Source organism: Mucilaginibacter phyllosphaerae (genome assembly GCF_004378255.1).
Taxonomy (GTDB): Bacteria; Bacteroidota; Bacteroidia; order Sphingobacteriales; family Sphingobacteriaceae; genus Mucilaginibacter; species Mucilaginibacter phyllosphaerae.
On record NZ_SNQG01000001.1, the window covers coordinates 634,443 to 656,623 of the forward strand.

20 protein-coding genes are annotated in these 22,181 nt (G+C 46.8%); 7 read left to right on the plus strand and 13 right to left on the minus strand.

Annotated elements, in window-relative coordinates:
• Window positions 1-16 precede the first annotated feature (16 nt).
• On the plus strand, window positions 17-748 hold the full coding sequence (locus tag E2R65_RS02515) for a DNA-formamidopyrimidine glycosylase family protein (RefSeq protein WP_134334892.1): 732 nt from the start codon (window positions 17-19) through the stop codon (window positions 746-748).
• Between the two features lie 77 nt (window positions 749-825).
• A complete protein-coding gene (locus E2R65_RS02520) occupies window positions 826-1,011 on the plus strand; it encodes a hypothetical protein (RefSeq protein WP_134334893.1) in 186 nt (61 codons plus the stop codon).
• 65 nt (window positions 1,012-1,076) lie between these two features.
• Here the strand turns inward: E2R65_RS02520 and E2R65_RS02525 are convergent, their stop codons facing one another.
• A complete protein-coding gene (locus E2R65_RS02525; protein WP_134334894.1) occupies window positions 1,077-1,724 on the minus strand; it encodes an ankyrin repeat domain-containing protein in 648 nt (215 codons plus the stop codon).
• 83 nt (window positions 1,725-1,807) lie between these two features.
• On the opposite strand from E2R65_RS02525, the gene E2R65_RS02530 reads away from it, so the two are divergent.
• Window positions 1,808-4,429, plus strand: coding sequence for an FtsK/SpoIIIE family DNA translocase (locus E2R65_RS02530; protein ID WP_134334895.1), 2,622 nt, complete (start codon window positions 1,808-1,810; stop codon window positions 4,427-4,429).
• A gap of 81 nt (window positions 4,430-4,510) precedes the next feature.
• Window positions 4,511-5,182, plus strand: coding sequence for a LolA family protein (locus E2R65_RS02535; protein WP_134334896.1), 672 nt, complete (start codon window positions 4,511-4,513; stop codon window positions 5,180-5,182).
• A 27-nt stretch (window positions 5,183-5,209) separates the two neighbouring features.
• Here the strand turns inward: E2R65_RS02535 and E2R65_RS02540 are convergent, their stop codons facing one another.
• Together E2R65_RS02540 and E2R65_RS02545 are read right to left on the minus strand one after the other, a co-directional pair.
• On the minus strand, window positions 5,210-5,431 hold the full coding sequence (locus tag E2R65_RS02540; protein ID WP_134334897.1) for a PspC domain-containing protein: 222 nt from the start codon (window positions 5,429-5,431) through the stop codon (window positions 5,210-5,212).
• Window position 5,432: 1 nt separating this feature from the next.
• Window positions 5,433-6,719: a DUF2851 family protein gene (locus E2R65_RS02545; protein ID WP_134334898.1), complete on the minus strand. Its 1,287-nt coding sequence runs from the start codon at window positions 6,717-6,719 to the stop codon at window positions 5,433-5,435.
• Between the two features lie 442 nt (window positions 6,720-7,161).
• Between E2R65_RS02545 and E2R65_RS02550 the strand changes: the two genes are divergently transcribed.
• Complete coding sequence (locus tag E2R65_RS02550) at window positions 7,162-8,457, plus strand: MFS transporter (protein ID WP_134334899.1); 1,296 nt, start codon at window positions 7,162-7,164, stop codon at window positions 8,455-8,457.
• 271 nt (window positions 8,458-8,728) lie between these two features.
• Here the strand turns inward: E2R65_RS02550 and E2R65_RS02555 are convergent, their stop codons facing one another.
• From E2R65_RS02555 to kaiC, 10 genes are all read right to left on the minus strand, one after another.
• Window positions 8,729-9,418: a DUF1345 domain-containing protein gene (locus E2R65_RS02555; RefSeq protein WP_134334900.1), complete on the minus strand. Its 690-nt coding sequence runs from the start codon at window positions 9,416-9,418 to the stop codon at window positions 8,729-8,731.
• A 92-nt stretch (window positions 9,419-9,510) separates the two neighbouring features.
• Window positions 9,511-9,711: a YwbE family protein gene (locus E2R65_RS02560; protein WP_134334901.1), complete on the minus strand. Its 201-nt coding sequence runs from the start codon at window positions 9,709-9,711 to the stop codon at window positions 9,511-9,513.
• 31 nt (window positions 9,712-9,742) lie between these two features.
• Window positions 9,743-11,077: an argininosuccinate lyase gene (gene argH, locus E2R65_RS02565; RefSeq protein WP_134334902.1), complete on the minus strand. Its 1,335-nt coding sequence runs from the start codon at window positions 11,075-11,077 to the stop codon at window positions 9,743-9,745.
• A 188-nt stretch (window positions 11,078-11,265) separates the two neighbouring features.
• The gene (locus E2R65_RS02570) at window positions 11,266-12,330 is read right to left on the minus strand and encodes a M20 family metallo-hydrolase (RefSeq protein ID WP_134334903.1); all 1,065 of its coding nucleotides are present in this window, start codon (window positions 12,328-12,330) and stop codon (window positions 11,266-11,268) included.
• 186 nt (window positions 12,331-12,516) lie between these two features.
• The gene (locus E2R65_RS02575; RefSeq protein WP_183500293.1) at window positions 12,517-13,767 is read right to left on the minus strand and encodes a DUF2130 domain-containing protein; all 1,251 of its coding nucleotides are present in this window, start codon (window positions 13,765-13,767) and stop codon (window positions 12,517-12,519) included.
• A gap of 116 nt (window positions 13,768-13,883) precedes the next feature.
• Window positions 13,884-14,657 (minus strand): enoyl-CoA hydratase/isomerase family protein, encoded by a 774-nt coding sequence (locus tag E2R65_RS02580; protein WP_134334904.1) that lies wholly within the window; start codon window positions 14,655-14,657, stop codon window positions 13,884-13,886.
• An 81-nt stretch (window positions 14,658-14,738) separates the two neighbouring features.
• Window positions 14,739-16,388, minus strand: coding sequence for a PAS domain-containing sensor histidine kinase (locus E2R65_RS02585; RefSeq protein ID WP_134334905.1), 1,650 nt, complete (start codon window positions 16,386-16,388; stop codon window positions 14,739-14,741).
• Window positions 16,389-16,391: 3 nt separating this feature from the next.
• Complete coding sequence (locus E2R65_RS02590) at window positions 16,392-16,718, minus strand: circadian clock KaiB family protein (RefSeq protein ID WP_134334906.1); 327 nt, start codon at window positions 16,716-16,718, stop codon at window positions 16,392-16,394.
• A gap of 16 nt (window positions 16,719-16,734) precedes the next feature.
• Window positions 16,735-17,022: a circadian clock KaiB family protein gene (locus E2R65_RS02595; RefSeq protein ID WP_134334907.1), complete on the minus strand. Its 288-nt coding sequence runs from the start codon at window positions 17,020-17,022 to the stop codon at window positions 16,735-16,737.
• Window positions 17,022-18,764 carry a circadian clock protein KaiC gene (gene kaiC, locus E2R65_RS02600; RefSeq protein ID WP_134334908.1) on the minus strand — a complete coding sequence of 581 codons (1,743 nt, stop codon included), beginning with the start codon at window positions 18,762-18,764 and terminating at the stop codon, window positions 17,022-17,024. The genes E2R65_RS02595 and kaiC overlap by 1 nt, the downstream gene beginning before the upstream one ends.
• A gap of 348 nt (window positions 18,765-19,112) precedes the next feature.
• Here kaiC and E2R65_RS02605 point away from each other — a divergent pair, with 348 nt between their 5' ends.
• Complete coding sequence (locus E2R65_RS02605) at window positions 19,113-21,728, plus strand: PAS domain-containing protein (protein ID WP_134334909.1); 2,616 nt, start codon at window positions 19,113-19,115, stop codon at window positions 21,726-21,728.
• A 70-nt stretch (window positions 21,729-21,798) separates the two neighbouring features.
• Window positions 21,799-22,164, plus strand: coding sequence for a response regulator transcription factor (locus tag E2R65_RS02610; protein ID WP_134334910.1), 366 nt, complete (start codon window positions 21,799-21,801; stop codon window positions 22,162-22,164).
• Window positions 22,165-22,181: the final 17 nt, after the last annotated feature.

Consider the following 22,181-nt stretch of genomic DNA (forward strand, 5'->3'; position numbering starts at 1 on the left):
GCAAAACCGGTTAACCATGCCTGAAGGGCCCAGCATAGTCATTTTAAAAGAAAAAGTACAGCAGTTTACAGGCAAAAAGGTAATAGCTGCCGGCTGCAACAACGGCGCGCTGGATGCAGGGCTGCTGATCAATAAAACCATTACCGGCTTTAAAAGCTGGGGCAAGCATTTTTTGATCTGTTTCCCAAAGTTCACCATCCGCATTCATTTGATGATGTTTGGCACCTATCGCATTAATACCCATACCGAAAAACCGCCCCGCCTGCACCTGCAATTTGCCGATGGCGAACTAAACTTTTATGCCTGCCAGCTACAACTGATAACAGAGCCGCTGAACAAGGTGTACGACTGGAAAGCAGATATTATGAGCGATAAATGGGACACTAAGCATGCCATTAAAAAGATGAAGGCCGAGCCCGCTTTACTGGCCTGCGATGCGCTCATGAACCAGCAGATCTTTTCGGGAGTGGGGAATATCATTAAAAACGAGGTGCTGTTCCGCACGTGCATCCACCCGGAAAGTTTGGTTGCGGCCATCCCTCCAAAAAAGATGAAAGAACTGATAGCCAAAGCCATTAACTATAGTTTTGAATTTTTAGAACAGAAAAAGAAGGGCACCCTGAAAAAACACTGGCAGGCTTACCATAAAAAAGAATGCCCCCGCAACCACGTGCCTTTTATGGTGGAAGATACCGGCAGATCTCGCCGGGCAAGCTTTTACTGCGAATTATGCCAGATAAAGTACTGAGGTGGCGGCAATGCGCTTTGCGCTTGCTGTAAACTTATTCTGTTTTGCATTGTTGAATAAGCATAAATATCAAAACCATGAAAACGATAACTATAGCAGGTAACCCCGAATCGCTGACCGCCATTATGGTACCCCGCGAAACAGACTACCACGACCACGAAACCATCCGCATCGAATCATCAGACGGCAGCCCCACGGTAGAGAAAACCATCTTCCGCGTGGTAGACGGCGGCGAAGATAAATGGGAATTGCAGTTTGAATAAGCCACTTATCGGCAGGAGCTTGCCGAAGACTTATACGTCTAACTAATGGTTCGACAGGCTGATCACTACCCCAGTATCTCTGCGATCTCGTCAAAACCTTTTTCGCGGGCCAGGTCTGCGGGGAGTTTGCCCCCTTCCATGCGGATATCTACCTGCGCACCTTTTTCCAGCAACAGGATCAACAACTCCAGGTTACCATTCTGTGCGGCAGAATGCAGTGGCGTGGTACCGGCAGATTGCTTTACATTTACATCGGCGCCGTTCTCTATCAGCATGGTAGCCGTGCTGGTAAAATTGCCTGCAGCTGCCGAATGCAGCGGGTAAACGTTGTAGCCGTTATCGCTGGGGCGGTTTACATCGGCGCCCTTTAAAACCAGGTAACGGGCAATATCATACCGGCCAAAATAACAGGCCAGGCCCAGTGCCGTAAAGCCGTCTTCGGTGTAAAAATCTATCCTTTCGGGGTGGGTGGTAATCAGGTAGGCAATATCATCAAAGCGCCCTGCGGCGGCAGCCTCAAATAAGTTTAGCTGGCCGGCATATTTAAGTATAACAGCGGTTGCCGCAGGCTTATTATAATAGCAGGAAAGCATCAGCGGCGATACATTGAGGCTTGTTTTTGCTTTGGCCAGCCCGGGCTCGCGGGCAAGTAAAGCTTCTAAAGCTGCCGTATCAGCATTGGCAATAAATTGTTCCAGGTTCTCCAAGCTCATTTACTCCAATATTACTAAAAAATTAAAAAATATCTGTTTAATCTAATAACTTTATATTTGCAATCAAACGCTCAATTTACAGGATGCCGATTAAAGGAAACCAGTTCAGATCAAATAGCTTTAAAGAAGAGAACGAGCCGCGCAAACCGGGTTCAAAAAACAATGCGGGTGGCGAAAGGCCGGGAAGGGAAAGAATATCAAAGCCGATTGCAGAACGCCTGCCCGTGTTTGACCTGCGCGACGGCCGCGCCATCAAGATCATCGGCCTGTTTTTTTTGGTGCTATCCGTATTTTTCCTCATCGCCTTTACCTCCTATATTTTTACCTGGCAGCAAGATCAGAGCTACGTATCTAAGGCAAACGGCGGCTGGGGCAACCTGTTTAAAACCAGTAAAGAACTTTTAGAGAACGGTGTTAACAGCCCCATGGTTGATAACTGGCTGGGCAAGTTTGGCGCGCTGCTATCCAATCAGTTTATATTTGAGTGGTTTGGTGTGGCATCTTTTCTGTTTGTATTTGTATTTTTCATCATCGGGTACCGGCTGCTGTTTAAGATCAGGCTTTTTTCGGTAAGTAAAATGCTGGCCTATACTTTTTTTGCCATCATATTCACCTCAGTTACCATTGGTTTTTTTCATGCCTTTATTATTGATTATCCCCATTTTTTAGAAGGCAACTTCGGCTTTTGGACCAACCGCTTGTTAGCGGCACAGGTGGGCCAGTCGGGCACCGGTTTTATCCTGATATTTTTGGCCTTAACGGTACTCATCATCGCTTATAACATCGATTTTAAATTACCGCAGCGCAAAGATAAAGCCACCCCGCTAACCCCGGCAGATGGCGAGGCATCGCCAGAACCGGTAGAACTGGTGGACGAAGAGATTTCTTTACCGGTAGAGTGGCCCCGTAACGGCGGCAACCGGGTTAAAGATATGCTGGCAGCACAGGGCGCAGCCGCCGAGCCCCTGAAGCAGGAACCTTTGCAGCAAATGCCGCTGCAACAGCAACCGCTGCAGCAAACCCCGGTTTATCATGAACCGGTGGTTTTAAAACCCGAGGTAAGCCACGAGCCGCAGGAGGAAACAGAGATCCCGCTGACCATTGATGTAGAGCGCCCGATGCCTATCCTCAACATCGAAAAAAGTGACGACGACAAGGCCAAAAGCCTGGTAGAGCAGTTTGGCATGTATGACCATAAGCTGGACCTCGCATCCTACAAATACCCCGGCATAGATCTTTTAGAGAACTACGGCGCGGCCAAAATAGCCGTAAATTCAGAAGAGCTGGAAGCCAACAAAAACAAAATTGTTGAAACGCTTAACCACTACAACATCGAGATAGATAAGATAAAAGCCACCATAGGCCCAACGGTTACCCTGTACGAGATCATCCCGGCGCCGGGCGTGCGCATCTCCAAGATCAAAAACCTGGAGGACGACATCGCCCTGAGCCTTGCCGCTTTGGGCATCCGTATTATTGCGCCGATGCCGGGCAAGGGCACCATCGGTATAGAGGTACCCAACCAAAATCCCGAAATGGTTTCCATGCGCTCTATCCTGGCTACCGAAAAATGGCAGAACAATACCATGGACCTGCCCATCGCCCTGGGCAAAACCATATCTAACGAGGTATTTATTGCCGATTTGGCCAAGATGCCCCACTTACTGGTGGCGGGTGCTACCGGCCAGGGTAAATCTGTCGGTATCAACTCCATACTGGTATCCCTGTTGTATAAAAAACACCCTGCCGAGCTTAAGTTTGTACTGGTTGACCCTAAAAAGGTGGAGCTTACCCTCTTCCGCAAGATAGAAAGGCACTTTTTGGCCAAACTGCCCGATGAGGCGGACGCCATTATCACCGATACCAAAAAAGTGGTGAACACGCTTAATTCGCTTTGTATAGAGATGGACCAGCGCTACGACCTGCTGAAGGATGCCCAGGTGCGTAACTTAAAAGAATACAACACCAAGTTTGTAAACCGCAAAATAAGCGACCCCGAAAAACACCGCTACCTGCCATTCATCGTACTGGTGATTGATGAGTTTGCCGATTTGATGATGACCGCCGGTAAAGAGGTGGAGCAGCCCATTGCGCGTATTGCCCAGCTGGCCCGTGCGGTAGGCATCCACCTGGTTATTGCAACGCAAAGGCCATCGGTTAATGTAATTACGGGTACCATCAAGGCCAATTTCCCGGCCCGTTTGGCTTTCCGGGTGTTATCCAAGATCGATTCGCGCACCATTCTGGATGCCGGCGGCGCCGATCAGCTAATTGGGCGCGGCGATATGCTGCTCTCTACCGGCAGCGACCTCATCCGTTTACAGTGTGCCTTTGTAGATACCCCCGAAGTAGAGCGTATATCTGATTTTATTGGCAACCAGCGCGGTTACCCATCGGCCATGTTCCTGCCCGAATATGTGGGCGAAGGCGAAGCAGGCAGCAGCGCTAAAGAATACGACCCGGACGACCGCGACCCGATGTTTGAGGATGCCGCGCGGCTCATCGTGCTGCATCAGCAAGGCTCTACCTCGCTCATCCAGCGTAAAATGAAGCTGGGTTACAACCGTGCAGGCCGCATCATCGACCAGCTGGAAGCGGCAGGTATTGTAGGCCCGTTTGAAGGCAGCAAGGCCCGCGATGTGCTTTACCCGGATGAATACAGCCTGGAGCGCTACCTGGAAGAACTGCAAAAACCACGCGATTAAACCAATTTAGTTTGCATCACTCTAAACCATTACAAGCCGTAATGGTTAAATGCCTGTAAGCTTTAAAATGTACAACCACCCATGAAAAGATTTTTTTTATACCTGATAATATCTGCCATAGCCGCCACCCCGGCCTTTGCCCAAAAGGATGCGGATGCAAAGCTTATTTTAAATAAATTAAGCAAGCAGTACCGCACCTATGATGCGGTTAAAACCGATTTTACGCTAACCATTGATAACCAGCAGGCCAACATCAAAGAAACCCAAACCGGCACGCTGCTATCGCGCTCAAAAAGCAACAAATACAAGGTTACACTGTATGCGCCCGGCAAAAAAACGGTAACGCAGGATATCATCAGCGATGGTAAAAACCAATGGACCTACCTTAAGGATGCCAACGAGGTGCAGTTGAGCGCGGCAGATAACAGCGAGGAAGCATTTAACCCCGCAAAGATATTTACCATGTACGAAACCGGCTATAAGTATATTTATACCGGCCAGCAAAAATTAGCAGGTAAAACCTACCAGGTGATAGACCTGACGCCCGAAGACGGCAAAAAAACTTTTTTTAAGGTACGCCTGATGATAGATAAAACTAAAAATCAACTGTATAGCGCGCAGATATTTGATAAAAATGGCAGTAAATATACCTACGCCCTGCGCAGTTTTACGCCTAATTACAAAGTAACCGATGCGGCCTTTACTTTTGATAAAAAAGCATACCCGGGTGTAGAGGTGGTAGACTTGAGATAAAAACTTAAGTTTTGTGATCCGGATAAATTACATATCGGCAGCGCGTGTACGGCTGCGTTTGATGTAGTTACGAAAATCGAGCACGATACCGGCAAAAAAGTAAAAGATAAGCGGGAAACCAACCGCCAGGAACGAGGAGTAGATAAAAAACAGCCTGATCTTGGCGATAGAGATATTAAAACGCTCGCCAAGGTAAGTGCATACCCCAAAAGAGTAGCGCTCAAAAAAGGTGATTATCCGTTGTAACATATCAATTGGGTTTTAGTATTTTAATTCCAACGCTGCATTGCAGGCATTTTTTATGGTTACAGTAACTATTTTTCAGTTCGAGCAGGGCCTGAGATTCAAACGCTGTTTTAGTATTTACCCCTAAGTTAGCAAAATCTGTGATAATATTATTCTGCTCTGCCGGAATATTTTCCAGCAATTTTAATGCCCGGCTTACAAAGTGCTGCAATTTAAGGTGCCTGCCATAGCTAAACAGAAACAGCGCTACCGTATTAAGCAGTATGGTATCTACAGAAGCAGGCCCCAAACTTTTGGCTGCCGGTTTAGATTGTGTATCAAAACGGTAATGTGTTTCCCAATAATTGCACACCTTAATATTGCTGAACAGGCTGCGCAGCTCCTTCACTTCGGGCACTTCCAGTATTTTAGAGAACAGGTGGTTAGCCTGCACTATCAGCGCCGCAAACTGTGCCAGCCTGATAGTTGGGAAGTTTTGGGGCCGCATCCGCAGAAATTTCCATAAGTGGTTCTCTATGGGCTGCAGGCTGTATTTTTTAGCCAGGTAATCGTATTCCTTTTTTAAGCTGCGCGGATAATCATCCTGCAGGTTATCGGTTAAAAAGCCCGCCTGCCCAAATATCAGCGCCTCTATCTGCATGGCGTTATTTTTGTTTTTGGCCAGGATGCTTTGCGGTAACGATCTGGCCATTAGCTCAAACGGCAGCGCGTTGGTTTTAAAGCCGAAGTTGGCTGCCAGGAACTGGTAAAAGGTTTCCTCCCAGTCGCCCCGGTTTACATGAAGGGCAGCAATTACCGCTTCCGATCGTTTTTCCAATCGCTCTACCAGGATCCTTGTCAGCCAGTTTTGCATGGTCAGCCCGTCAACGGTGGCAATAGATGCTTCGCAGGGGATAATGGTTTGGTTGCCGAATACCAGATTATGGTAGCGGTTATATAGCTCTGCCGAGATGCGGTCATGCAGTTCCAGCGTGGGTACACGTTTACCATCGGTGCGCATCAGCGGCTCATCATCGCGGTAAACCACATGCAGTATCACATTGTCGTAAGCATTATCGGTAGTGTGGCCGTGTTTGTACCAGTCGGACGAGGAGATATGCAACTCGGCACTGCCTGCCCAGGTAGTTTCGCCGATACGGATGCGTGCATTTTGGAAATCGGCGCCGGCATGGCTGTTATGCAACCCGGCAGACAGCACCTCCAGCTCCTCACCTTCGGTGGTACGCAGGTTTATCCGGTTAAACAGGCGAAACTTCCAGATGTAGTGCAAAAAGTCTTCGGTGAAAAGCATCAGGCAAGATAATTAAATCAGAACCGGGATGAAACAGTTTTTTTTGACGGAATGATTTTGTGCCTTTAGCCTATCCGCTATTAATGGTAGAAGTTTTCAACTTCTACCTAAAACCGGGGCTGATGTCAGTCTTGTCGAGGACTTAGCAAAGCTCTTCACTGGTCGAAGTTTTCAACTTCGTCCTAAAACCAGGCAAGCATTCTGCTTGCGTAAGTTGAAAGCCTTCACTGGTCGAAGTTTTCAACTTCGTCCTAAAACCAGGCAAGCATTCTGCTTGCGTAAGCTGAAAGCTTACAGAATTTTAGGTCCAGGTTACGCTACGCTAAACCTGTACCAGTGCAAGAGGGGCATGCAAGAAATTAACGAAGAAGGATTCCTTATATCTCTATATCTGCAGACGAAATATTTTTTATCCTTATCTTGCGCCAAAACCCCAGATCTGATGAACACAACTGCCATTCCCGAACCGCAAACCAACCAAAGCCGTGTATGGTCGATCGTCGGTGGCTCGTTGGGCAACCTGGTAGAGTGGTACGACTGGTATGTATATTCGGCCTTCTCGCTTTACTTTGCGGGCTCTTTTTTCCCTAAGGGCAACCTTACCGCGCAATTGCTGAATACGGCAGGCATCTTTGCCATCGGCTTTTTAATGCGCCCCATAGGCGGCTGGCTGATGGGTACCTTTGCCGATAAGCACGGGCGTAAAAAGGCGCTCACTTTTTCGGTTTTGCTGATGAGTGCCGGGTCGTTATTGATAGCCATTACGCCGGGTTACAAGCAAATTGGCATTGCGGCGCCTATCCTGCTGGTGCTGGCAAGGGTTATCCAGGGCATCAGCGTTGGCGGCGAGTACGGCACCAGCGCCACCTACCTGAGTGAAATGGCCACCAAAAAAGATCGCGGCTTTTATTCCAGCTTTCAATACGTTACCCTTATTATGGGGCAGCTGCTTGCACTGGGCGTGCTGATATTGCTGCAACGCATCTTCCTGACCGAGGCGCAGCTGCATTCCTGGGGCTGGCGCATCCCTTTCGGCATCGGCGCCATGCTGGCGGTTATTGTAATGTATTTAAGGCGCAGTTTGCAGGAATCTGTAACCATTGATAAGAAACATATCAGCGCACGCGGCTCTCTCAAAGCACTGGCCGAACACCCTAAGGCCATATTTACCGTGATAGGCCTTACCATTGGCGGCACCGTGGCATTTTATACTTTTACTACCTACATGCAAAAGTTTTTGGTAAACACCAACGGTTTTACCAAAAACGAGGCGACGCTGATATCCAGTTTAACGCTGATTATTTTTATGCTGATACAGCCGCTTTATGGCTGGGTATCTGACCGTGTGGGCCGTAAGCCCATGCTGAAAACTTTTGGCATACTGGGTACGCTTACCACCATCCCTATCCTTACTTACCTGAGCCAAACCCACAACTTTTGGGTAGCTTTCGGGCTGATCATGCTTGCCTTACTGATTGTGAGCAACTATACCGCCATCAACGCCGTAGTAAAGGCCGAACTGTTCCCGGCGCATATCCGTGCTTTGGGGGTTGGGTTTCCGTATGCCATTGCGGTATCTATCTTCGGGGGCTCGGCCGAGTATATTGCCCTGATGTTTAAAGGCTACGGCCACGAAGAATGGTTTTACTGGTACGTTACCGGCTGCATCGTGGTATCGCTGGTGGTTTATACCAGCATGATAGATACGAAGAAACATTCAAAAATAGAACACGATTAAAAGATTTTAAGATGGGCAGGATTCAGGATTTGCAGTGGTGTCAAATTTGAAGTCGTGTACATCAATAGGAGAATAACGGGAAACATTCAAAAATAGAACACGATTAAAAGATTGTAAGATGGGCAGGATTTAGGATTTGCAGTGGTATTTTAGGGATTTTTATCGGCTTTTTATTTTGTGATTTTTCGGGGACGTTTTTTGGTGATTTAAGGGCGTTTTTTGGTCGTTTCAGGGTCGCTGAAAGTGGCGTTTTTTGCGGTAAAAAGCGCATCTATTTTGATACTAACCCGGATATGACATTGATGCTTAAAGCCACTATTGCAGTGTTAAATGCAAAGGCGATAAGCCCGTGCCCCCAGGCCAAACGGCGGATCTGTTTGGAGGAGATCTCCACATCAGATACCTGAAAAGTCATGCCGATAACGAAAGAAAAATACACAAAGTCCAGATAATCAGGGTCTTTTTCATCCCCCGGGAATTCAAGGCCGCCAACGGATGTTTTTTTATCGCCTACCGTGTTATAATACAGATGGGCATACCGCATGGTGAACACGGAATGTACTAACCACCAGGATATTACCACCGCCGACATAGCCAGTACAACCGCCCCTGCAACCGCATCTTCCGACTGGTTTTTGGTTGATTTTAACAGCAGAAATATGGCCAGCAAGCTTACCAGCGATGCCACCATTACAAACAAAAATATAGTGAACCGGCTGCTATCCTGCAAGCTGGCAATCTTACGGATCTCTTTTGGATGTGCCCACAAAATGGTAATCCAATCGAGCACAATAATACTGGATGCAATTGATATCCAGGTAATTAACGTAACTGCCGGCACCGATGGATTGTGCCGGGCAAAAAAGAAAGTTACCGCCCCTATCAGCAACGATATGTAGAGCCTGTAGTGGGCATCCAGCCGGAGCAGCAGGTTCTTTCTGGGTTCGGTTACGTTTTTCAATGGGTTGACAGATAATGATTTATAAAAATAAAGGTAAGCTATCAAATATACATTTGGCCTGCGGAATGTTATGCATCAACCAAAAACTATATTTAATCTTCTTCTACAATTTCGGCTACGCGGCCTACCTGCCCGTCTTCCAGCCGCACTTTTATGCCGCGGGAATGATAGGAAGCGCTGGTTAACAGATCTTTAACTATGCCCCGGGTTAATTTGCCGCTGCGCTGATCTTTTTTTAGGATAATGTCTACTTCCAGTCCGGGGTATATTTCTGCTCTGTTACGTCCGTGCATGATCTATTTGGATTATACCGATTTGAATAAACTATTTTACCAGCCAGCTGATGGCATCCTCAACCTTCTTAAAATCAAAGCTTTGGATAATCTTATCCATCGCATTGGTTATTTGCTCATTCTGCAGGTTACCTATACTGCCTTCGTGTGTATGGCTAACCGTTTTTTCGGGGTTAAAGTTACCTGCCTCAATATCCAATCCTATTTGTTTATAGGCATCACGAAAAGGCGTGCCATTCAATACAGCTTTGTTAACTTCCTCTACACTAAACAGATAAGTATATTTAGGGTCATCCAGTATGTTTTTGTTTACGCTGATGTTTTGCAGCATAAAGGTTGCCATTTGCAGGCAGTCTATCAGATCGGTAAACGCCGGGAAAAGTAATTCCTTCAACAATTGCAGCTCGCGGTGATAGCCCGATGGCAGGTTGGTGGTCATCAGTGCCACATCATTTGGCAAGGCCTGCAGGCGGTTGCATTTACCGCGCATAATTTCCCAAACATCGGGGTTTTTTTTGTGCGGCATAATGCTGCTGCCGGTGGTCAGGTTTTCTGGGTAGCTTACAAAGGCAAAGTTCTGGCTTAGGTAAAGGCACTGATCCATAGCCATTTTGGCTAAAGTTGCCGCTATGGATGACAGCGCCTGGGCAATAATACGCTCGGTTTTACCGCGGCCCATTTGGGCATAAACCACATTATGATTAAGGCTCTCAAAACCAAGCAGTTCGGTAGTCATGGTACGATTTAGCGGGAACGAAGAGCCATACCCGGCAGCCGAGCCTAATGGGTTTTTATTAGTAATCTTCCAGGCGGCTAAAACCATTTCCAGGTCGTCTGCCAACCCTTCAGCGTAGGCGCCAAACCATAAACCGAATGACGACGGCATCGCTACCTGCAAGTGCGTATAGCCGGGCAAAAGCACCTCTTTATGCTCTTCACTTAGCTGTATCAGCTGCCTAAAAAGCGTATCTGTTTCGGTAACTACCTGCTGTAACTGGTGGCGAAAAAATAATTTCAAGTCGACCAGAACCTGGTCATTGCGTGATCTGCCGCTATGAATTTTTTTACCGGCCTCGCCTATGCGCCGGGTAAGCAGCATCTCTACCTGCGAGTGCACATCTTCCACATCAGGTTCTATCTCAAAGTTATCATGCTCTATTTCAAGGTACAAGGCTTTCAATTCCTGCTGCACAAGCATCAGGTCGGCAGCATCCATCAGGCCTATAGATTCCAGCATCCGGGTGTGGGCAAGCGACCCCAGCACATCAAAAGCCGCCATTTGCCTGTCCAGTTCGCGGTCGCGGCCAACGGTAAAATTTTCTACCAGCTTATCAACGTTAGTGGTTTTCTGCCATAATTTTGCCATGCACAAATATAGAATTAAATGCGTTTTGTCTTGAACCGTGATTTAAAAACAGGCCTTGTAGTTTTTTTCAATTCCCTCCTTGAGGAGGGGCGCGAAGAATAGTGCGTTGGCCGGGAGGGGTTTTTCCGCTTAAGATGCAGCAGAAACACTCCCTAACCCTCCCGAGGGAGGGAATTATTTAATTTTTCCTAAACTATCTTACTCAGCATTTGAATATACAGCTCTATCCCTTCGCCTATTTCATCTACGTAAATAAACTCATCGGCCATGTGTGAGCGGGCCGAATCGCCGGGGCCAATTTTAATGCTGGAGATATCCAGCAGGGACTGATCTGATGTGGTAGGCGACCCATACGTTTTACGGCCAAGCGATATACCCGCCTGTACAAAGGGGTGATTTTTATCTATGGATGATGGTTTTAAGCGGATGCTACGTGGTTTTACATCGCAGCTTACATGCCTGCGAATGATCTCCAGCACCTCTTCATTCCTGTAGGCATCGGTTACCCTTACATCAACCGTAAAGGTGCAGGTTGCCGGTACTACATTATGCTGCGAACCGGCGTTGATAATGGTTACCGACATTTTTATCGGCCCAAAAACTTCCGATTCTTTAGGGAATTGGTAACTGCGGAACCATTCTATATCTGCCAGCGCCTTATAAATAGCGTTATCGCCTTCTTCGCGGGCGGCGTGGCCTGCGCGGCCGTGTGCGGTGCAATCCAGTACCATCAGGCCGCGCTCTGCTATGGCAAGGTCCATCAGGGTAGGTTCGCCAACGATGCCAAAATCCAGCCGGCCAAGTTCGGGGATAATTAGTTCCAGGCCATTTACGCCCGAGATCTCCTCTTCAGCCGTAGCGGCCAGGCAAAAATTATATTTCAGGTTTTCCTGGTCGTGATAATATAAAAATACCGCTATCAGTGATACCAGGCAGCCGCCTGCATCGTTACTGCCCAGGCCGTATAGCTTGCCGTCTTCTATTTTGGCATCGTATGGGTCGCGGGTGTAGCCGCTGTTGGGTTTAACGGTATCGTGGTGCGAGTTGAGCAGGATAGTTGGCTTTGCGGCATCAAAATGCCTGTTCCACGCCCAGATATTGTTGAGTTTGCGGTTGATTTGAACACCATGCTGCTGCAAAAACTGCGCAATCAGGTCGGCAGTACGGTCTTCTTCTTTACTGAAAGATTGTATTGAGATAAGCTGCTGCAAAAGCTGTAAAGCCAGTTGCGGCAATGCGGTTATATCGGCCATGTATGATCAGAATTTGTTCACCAAGTAGTGAACGGCAAAAGTAATGCTTTTGGTTTAAGGTAACAATTACCTTACAAAAACTATCCATACTACCGCATAAACAACACCGGATGCCCCCAGCCGAATGAATTATATGATATACTTAAATCTTTCTATAACCGGTATTTTAAATAACAATTATCCCCATTATTCCAGCATCAATGGTTCATCGTCATCATCCAAACTCAGCTGTATCACATCGTTACCTGCAATACCTTCTATATTTCCCTTAATACCGGCGGCATTTAATAACACCTTATCCAGTTGTTTCTCGCGAGATTTCCATAACCGCTCCATCGCATCACGTTCTTTAACAATAGACAGGCGCATACTCATATACCCCTCGCGGATAGCCTTCCACTGTTCAGAAAACTCGCTGCTGGTTAAATAATCATACAGCAGGTGCATTTTATCGCCCTTATTATCCTGGGCCTTTGCCATATTGGCCAGCTTGATAACACCATCGCGCAGGATGTACGATACTGCCTTTAATTCATCAAAGTTACAGATCCAAACACCATCCTTTTCGCCGAAGCAATCCATCCCTTTAGGATAGCACTGGGTTACAATAACGGCCACATCTACCCCCTGGGCACGCATATCTTTTTTAAGCTTATCTATCCAGTCGCCGCCAAAAGCGGTGGTGCGCTTACTTTCATAAATAATACGGCCACACTCCTGGCCAAACTGGTTGCGCACGGTTTGCACACAATCTGCCCCGCGCACGCCCTTGCCTACCTCGCTGATCACATCAAACGGGAAATAGCTGCGCAGCTGTTCTTCCAGTATTAGCTCCTGCACTTCGCCCTGCAGCTGCATAGAGCCCTGTTCGGCCTTGCGCTTCATTTCTTCTGCAAGCTTTTTCTGGTCATCCAGCTGCTTTTCAAGCTCTTTAACCTTTAGCTGGTACTCGGTATCTTTAATGCTGTGCTTCTCGGTTTCCTGTTTGCGGATCTGTTCACTCAGCTCGGCGCGCTGCTCCTGTAGCTTGCGCTGCAGGGCAACCTCCATTTCCTCTTCCTTTTGTTTTAAGGCTTGCTCGCGCTGCATGTACTCCAGTTCTTTCTGGCGCGATTCCTTCAGTTTTTCGGCGCTGGCGTTTACCGAATTTTGCAGCATCAGCAGCTGGTTCTCAAAGTCTGACGAGATGGATTTACGCAGGTTCTCTTCCAGCGTTTGCTGCAGGGCCTTCTTTTCGCCGGCCAGGCGCTGCTCAAACGCGGCCTGCTGCTGCTTTTCGCGGCTGGTAAACTCTGCCTCTTTTTTCTGAAACTCTTCTTCTTTCTGGCGGGTATAATCCTGCATCTTCAGCCTCAGCTGCTTTTTATATTCCTCGGCCATTACTTCCTCAATAGGGAAGCCATGTCCGCAGCTGGGGCATTTAACTTCTGTAGCCATAATTTAAAATGAACATCAAAGATAGGGGGAATTTTATTTGATCGGCAATTTAACCACACACAACCTTGGGCAGATCTAAATTTATTGCAGCCATAATTACCGTAATTAATTACAAACTACTCTTTTTTTAAAAAGCCGTTTAATGCAGCCTGGGTAAATGCTGATAATACCAGTTCCCCGCTGATGGCTGCGCGCTGTGTAAGCAGCTCATCCCAATCGCCGGTGCCTTCCCATAGTATTTGTTTAAGGCCTGTAAGGGCCTGGGGATGGTAAGAGGCAAGCTTTTGGGTTAGGGCCAACAAACCCTCATCAAGTGCCTTAATATCCGTGTAAACCTCGTTATACAAGCCTTTATCCATTGCCCATTGCGCTGTTTGAAAATCTACCGCGCGTATAGTAAGCTGCGAAAAGGCAGGCAAGCCTATTTTACGGATAACGGCGGGCGATATGACAAACGGGCCTATGCCTATTGCCAGTTCGCTTAATTTGATGGATGCCGCCTGCGTAGCTAAAACATAATCGGCCCCGGCGGCAAGGCCCACACCACCACCAACAGCTTTGCCCTGCACCCGCGCTATAATAATTTTGGTTGATTTGCGGCAGGCATTGATAACGTTGGCAAAACCCGAAAAGAACTTTGCGCCGGCCTGCTTATCTTTTATTTGCAGCAATTCATCAAAGCTGGCGCCGGCACAAAAAGTACGTTCGCCGGCACTTTGCAGTACAATAACTTTGGTTTGGGGGTTGCTGCCTGCCTGGTTAATATTATCGGTAAGGGCCTGCAGCAAATGTGCCGGGAGTGAATTTTGGGCCGGGTGATAAAAACTTATGGTTGCAACACCATCTGCGGTATTGCATGTTACGTTTCCGTTGGTGCTATCGGTTATCATGTAATGGGTATGTGTGCGATGGCAATATCCGCAAATTTACCGGGTATGCAAATTTACGGCACCGCAAAAATACAAACGAATTTAAGCTACCGGCAATTCAAAGTAAAAGGTGGATCCCTTGCCCGGCTCGCTTTCTACCCCTATAGATCCGTTATGTTTTTTAATGATCTCGTGCGAGATATAGAGGCCCATACCCAGCCCGCTGGTCATGTTCTTTTTGTCCTCTACCCGGTAAAAGCGCTCAAAAATACGGCTTTGCTGGTCTTTAGACAGGCCTATACCATAATCTATAACAGATACCCTTACCCGGTTATCGTGCTGTGCGGCCTTTATAACCACGTTTTTATTGGTTTGCGAATATTTTACGGCATTGTTTATCAGGTTCATTAAAACCTGTTCCAGCCGCTCGGCATTGCCTTTTACGGTAAAATCGCCCAAAATCTCTTTTTCGAACGTGTAGGATGCGTAAATGTGCTCGGCATTCTCTACACATTGGTGTACCAGGTAAGTAACGCTTACATTTTCCAGGTTATACTCCAGCTTACCGGCCTTTATTTTGCTTACATCCAAAAGATCGTTGATCAGCCCCTGCAGTTTATTAATAGATATACCTGCCTTGGCAATGTATTGTTTAATAACGGGCGGCAACTCTTCTTTTTTGTATCCATCAATCAGCTGCAGATAACCTTTAAGGCTGGTGAGCGGGGTTTTAAGTTCGTGGCTGGCAATGCCTATAAACTCATCCTTGCGGTCTATTTCGCGCTTCTGGTCTTCAATATCGGTGGCGGTGCCTACCCAAAAAATAATTTCGCCGTCATCGTTTCTCAGGGGCCTTGAACGGTTAAGGTGCCAGCGGTAAACACCATCGTGCCTGCGGTAACGGTTCTCTACCTCAAACATCTCCCCGGTTTTTAACGATTGGTAGAACTTTTCGGCAGTTAGCTGCATATCGTCCGGATGCACTAATTTTTTCCAGTCAAACTCCTGGGTGGCACCAAAATCAAGGCCGGTATAATCATACCAGCGCTGGTTATGCGAGTTTACCCTGCCATCGGGCAAATTGGTCCAGGTCATCTGCACAATATTGTTATTAAGCAGTTTAAAATGCTCGCGGCTGATAGTAAGGTCATGCGTACGCTCCTTTACGGTAGCTTCTAAAGAATCATTCAGTTTTTCGGTAGTGCTGCGCGCCTCTTCCAGCTGTTCGTTCTTAACCTGCAATTGCCTTTCGGTTTCTTTTAACACGCTCAGGTCGGTAATAATGATGCTTAACGCTGTGCCGCTATCCAGCTCGATAGCGTTGCAGGAGAACAGGCAGTGCATATCTTTCCCTTCCCCATCTTTCAGTATTATTTCCTGGCGGCAATCGTTGCTCCAGCTGCTGTTAACAATATGGGCCAACAGATCCTGCGATACATCGGGCACAAAGCTGCTTAAGGGTTTGCCTATCGCTTTCTCCAGGGGCACATCGGCCATGGTTGCAAAGCGGGTATTGCAGTACAATATAATACCATCCCGGTTTATGGTAACGGCCCCTTCGCTCATCCGTTCAATAAAAACGCGGTAGGTTTGGTCGGCTGTTTTAAGGGTATAAAGCTGGTGTCCTTCGGTATCTTTCACCACCAATGCATCAACCTGGCCGGTGCGGATGGCGTTGATAGTGTCCTGCGCTTCTTCCAGTTGAAGGCGCAGTTCCAGAATTTCGTCCGAAAGTTTATCGTTCTGCTCCATAAATTAACTGTTTGCTGCCAGGCCAAGCCCCTTTAAAACTCTTTGGGTATCGCTCATATCGCCTATTAGCCTGCGTTGCGGATAGGGCGATTTCTTTATCATCAAAGGTACTGCAATTACATCCTCGCCTTCGGCAAGTTTTGGCTGCTGATGTATATCTATGATCTCGAGCTCGTAGTTGCCGGCTAAAAAATTCTCACAAATTGCTTTAATATTCTCTACCGCACGAATGGAGTTTGGGGATGCCCCCGTAATAAAAAGGCGTAAGATATAAGGCCCAGCCGAATTATTACCCTCATCTACATTAAAATCCTCCTGCTCGTAGGCCATAACTTATCTATTACAATTAAGCAGGGCGAATGTTTAAGCCTACTAATACCTTTTCTTCGTTAGACAGATCGCCAATTATTTTACGGATCGGCTCGGGCACTTTACGCACCAAAGTAGGTATGGCCAGTATCTGGTCGCCTTCGGCCAGCTGCGGCTGCTCCAGCAGGTCAATAACTTCTATGCGGTACTGGCCCTTTAAGTGTTCTTCGCAATATCTTTTAAGGTTACTTAGTGCTGTAACGCTTTTGGGTGTTTTACCTGCTATGTATAACCTCAGTTCCCATTTTTTATCAACTTTTACCATTATTTTTTGCGGGATGTTTTAGGTGCTTCTTTAGTTTCGCCTCTCCTCATCCTCGTCACTTCTGCACGGTTTTTTTCTAATATTTGCTTTTTAAGCTCTTCTTCCAGGTAAACCTTGTTCAACTCTTCTTCTACTGATTCGAATTCGCTGTTCAGGCTGGCAATTTTAGCCTCCAGTACCTGGCGTTTGCGCAGTATTTCCCTGTCTTTACGCACAAATGCGCTGCTGCGGATGGCTTCGCCGGTTTTTTCCAGCAGCAACTGCTGTTCGCGGGCAGATCCTGTTAAAATACCGTCGGGGCCAAGGTAAACGTCTATCAGGTTAAGCCCGTTATCGGTTATCACAAATTCGCGCACCTGGTTAGAGTGTTTCATCCCTCGGGATTTCATCACATACAGGCCACGGTTACGCTCGCCGTTAAATTCAATATCGCGCACCAGGATCCAGGCATCTACCAGGGATGATACACCTTCGTCTGTTTGCTCGCTTACAATGGTGTTTAATGATAATGCAGTAAACATTACCGAGATCTGCTCCTCCTGCAAAAAGTCTATCATCCGCACCAGCATGTTCTTTACCTCGCTAACCGAACCGATGTTGATAAAGTTGGTTATAGGGTCAACAATAACTACGCTGGGCTTATATTTTTTGATGCATTTGTGCATAGCCACCAGGTGCATTTCCAGCCCGTAAAGGTTTGGCCTTGATGCATTAAAGTACAACAGGCCGCTATCTACATGCTTTTGCAGGTTGATGCCGATAGATGACATGTTGCGGATGATCTGGCTGGGCGATTCTTCCATCGCAAAATAAACGCACATTTCTTTACGGTTACAGGCTTCGTTAGCAAATGATGCCGCTAAACTGGTTTTACCCGTACCTGCCGTGCCTGATACCAGCACACTACCGCCCTGAAACAGCCCTTGCCCGCCAAGCATTCCATCCAAAGCCTTTACCCCTGTTGATATACGCTTGTTAGATACCTTATTGGCCATTTTGAGCGAGGTTACCGGTAAAACTGAGATCCCGTCCTGATCGATAAGAAAAGGATATTCGTTAGTGCCATGTACCGTGCCCCGGTATTTAACAACGCGTAACCTGCGGGTAGTTATCTGGTTTACAACGCGGTTATCTAAAAGTATCACACAATCTGATACGTATTCTTCCAGCCCCTGGCGGGTTAACGAGCCATCGCCGCGTTCGCCGGTTATAATGGCTGTTACGCCTTTTTCTTTCAGCCAGCTAAACAGCCGGCGTAATTCGGTACGCAAAACGGCCAGGTTATCCAGGCCCGAAAAAAGATTCTCCAGCGTATCCAGCACTACACGTTTGGCGCCAATACTGTCAATAGCGTATCCCAGGCGTATAAACAAACCTTCCAGGTCGTACTCGCCGGTTTCTTCTATCTCGCTGCGGTCTATATGAATATGGTCTATCCTTAGTTTTTTCTCATCCTGCAGCTTTTTAAGATCAAAGCCCAGGGATGCTACATTCATGGCCAGTTCATCAGATTTTTCTTCGAATGCCACAAATACGCCGGGTTCATTGTATTGTATAGCGCCGCGTACAATAAATTCTATCGACATTAAGGTTTTGCCGGATCCGGCTTCGCCACATATTAATGTAGGCCTGCCTTTTGGCAAACCGCCTTCTGTAATTTCATCAAGCCCCGTAATACCTGTTAAAACTTTGGCTAAAGTACTGTAAGATTTAGGCCCAATTTTTTTTTGAGATTTACTCATGCATCAACGTTTTTCAATTAGTTTCATAAAAGTATAAAATATACCTTAACAAGCAACATAATTACTTATTACCAAAGTAATTATTCCAATAAGTTGTATATTTATCTTGTCTTTTGGTTAACTTTTCAGCACTATAATTGTTTGATTTATAATAACTTCTTTACAAAAGAACCGGCAAATACCGGCATTATTATAAAGGATAAATTAACATTGTTATGATTTATACGTATAAAACATCAGGATTAGTTTTAATCTCGGGCAGATAAATTAATATTGCAGAATAATAATGCAGGTAAATACTATCAGGCTATTTATTAACGGTTTTTTTATAGATGATTTTGCTTAAAAATGGAAAGCGGCAGTCTCCTGGATTCACAAACTGAAAATATTTTCAAAACCATCATTGAACAGTCGCCATCGCCGGTTGGCCTGTATGTTGGGCGCAATATGGTGATTGCCCTGGCAAATGATGCCGTTTTAAAGGTGTGGGACAGGGACAGATCTGTTATTGGCAAAACATTTCGCGAGGCCCTGCCCGAACTGGAAGGGCAGCCCTTTTTTGATATTTTAGATGAGGTGTATGTAACAGGCATTGCCTATAAAGCCTACGCCGAACGTGTGGCCCTACTGGTAGGCGGCCGCATACAAACCTTTTACTTTAACTTTATTTACCAGCCCATAAAAAACAATAAGGGCGAAGTATGGGCGATATTAAATACCGCAGAGGATGTTACCGAACTGGTGCTTACCCGGCAAAAACTGGCCGAAGCTGAAGAACGATCGCGCTTTGCGCTTGATTCGGCACAGCTTGGGGCCTGGGATATGGACCCTACAAACGAAAAAGTGAGCTGGGACGAACGCTGTAACCGCCTGCATGGCTTTAAAGAAGGGCAGGTTACCAGTTTCAGCGATGCGTTAAAAAATATTCACCCGGACGACCTGGATAATGTTACGCAAAAGGTGCAAATTGCTTTAAACCCCGATGGCGATGGTTATTACGATGAGGTTTTTAGGATCATAAACCCTGCCACACATGAAATTAGCTGGTTGCACAGTAAAGGGAAAGCCTACTTTAATGAAGCCGGCAAATGCATACGCTTTGCAGGCACCACCCAGGATATAACCGGGGAAGTACATAACAAGGAAGAGCAACGCAAACTGATAACCCTGATCGATAATACATCCGATTTTATTGGCCTGAGCGACCTGAATGGCAACCTTACCTACGTAAACACCGTTGGCCGTAAAATGATAGGCCTTGATGATGATGCCCCCCTATTACACAGCCTGGATTTTATAATGCCCCAGGAAGCCGGGAGGCTCGAAATTGTTAAAAAAGCATTGATTGAAACCGGCCACTGGAGCGGCGAGTTTTTATATAAGAATTTTAAAACCGGGCAGGCTATACCGGTTTATGCCAAATCTATGGTAACCTATGGCCCGGGCGGCAAGCCGCAGGGCAGGGCTACCATAGCCCGCGATCTGCGCAGCGAGATAGCAAGCAGGCAGGCACTCATCAACAGCGAGCACCTGCTGCAAAATATTACCAGCGCATCCCCAACGGCTTTGTGGATGGCTGACGAACAGGGCTTGCTGACCTATGCCAACAAAACCTGGACCGACTGGACCGGCCAGCCCAACGATCAGATCTTGGGTACAGGGTGGCTGAAATGCATCCTGGATGAAGACCGCGACCGCGCCGCCGCCAAGTTTTTAGCAGACCTGAAGGCGCAGCAGCCCTACAAGGTTGATTTCAGGATCCGCCGTAAGGATGGAGAGGTACGCTGGTGTATTGCTACCGGTAACCCGCAGTATAACCAGCAGGGTAAGTTTATGGGCTACATTGGCGCCTGCACAGATGTTACCGAAAAAACCATTACCGATATTGAGCTTCAACTAAAAAACAGCGAGCTTAACGACCAGATAAAGCAATTTGAATTTGTTACCGATTTTATGCCGGTACAGCTATGGACGGCCAAACCAACCGGCGAACTGGATTATGTAAACCAGCAAACGCTTGATTTTTTTGGCTTACCGATGGAAGAGATCATTGGGGAGGTATGGCCCAACAACCTGCACCCCGATGACAGGCCCGGCTGCATTGCCGCATGGACAGAAGCCCTGGCAACAGGCAGCCTGTATCAGTATGAATTTAGGCTGAAAGATAAAACAGGGGCATATAAATGGCACCTTACACGCGCCATGCCCTTCACTTTAGATGGCGGTATCGTACGCTGGTTTGGCACCAATACCGATATTGACGAGCAAAAACAAATGCAGCGCCAAAAAGATGAGTTTTTGGGTATTGCCAGCCACGAATTAAAAACCCCCGTTACCAGTATAAAAGCCTATGCACAGGTACTTGGCGCCATGTTAAGTAAAGAGGGCGAAGATAAAAAGGCAGCCATGGTGATGAAAATGGATGCCCAGCTTAACCGCCTTACCAATTTAATAGGCGATTTACTTGATGTAACCAAAATAAATTCCGGGCGCATACTTTTTAATAAGGTTTGGTTTGATTTTAACCAGGCCATTATGGATAATGTGCAAGATCTGCAGCACACCACCAACAAACATATTTTGGTGATGGATTTTAAAGAAACCGGTAAGATCTACTCGGATAAAGAACGGATTGGCCAGGTAATAACCAACCTGATCACCAACGCTATCAAGTATTCGCCGCATGCCAACCGCATCGTCATCAGTACCGAAAAAGAAGATGATATGGTTACCGTTTGTGTAGAAGATTTTGGGATAGGTATTGCCGAAGATAAAAAGGATAAAGTATTTGAACAGTTTTACCGCGTTAGTGGCAACAAGCAACATACATTCCCCGGTTTGGGGCTTGGGTTGTACATCTCTAACGAGATCATCAGGCGCGAAGGCGGTAAAATGTGGGTAAACAGCATTGAGGGAAAAGGGTCTACTTTTTGCTTTTCGTTACCTGTTAAATCAGGCGAATAAACGTAAACAGACAAAATTCAGATCAGTTTAAACCAATGCCCGGTTTTGCATTCAAAATTACATAGCAGAGATGAACGAGAAAGCAAAAAAAATTATGATAGCTGATGACGACCCCGGGATTGTAGATGCCGTGGAGATGCTGCTTGAATTTGAAGGGTACCATGTAACCAGCACTGTAGACGGATCTACCGTGCTGGATATGAAGGACGAACTGCCCGACCTGCTGCTGCTTGATATCTGGATGAGCGGAGAAGACGGCCGGGATATTTGCCGCCAGTTAAAAGCTACCCCATCCACGCAAAACATCCCTATTATCATGATATCTGCCAGCCGCGATATCCGCGCATCAGCCATGGCAGCAGGTGCAGATGATTTTTTGGCCAAACCTTTTGAAATGGATGCGCTTATAGAAAAAATTGAAAAGCTTACCCATTAATAAGCACGGAGTTTTAA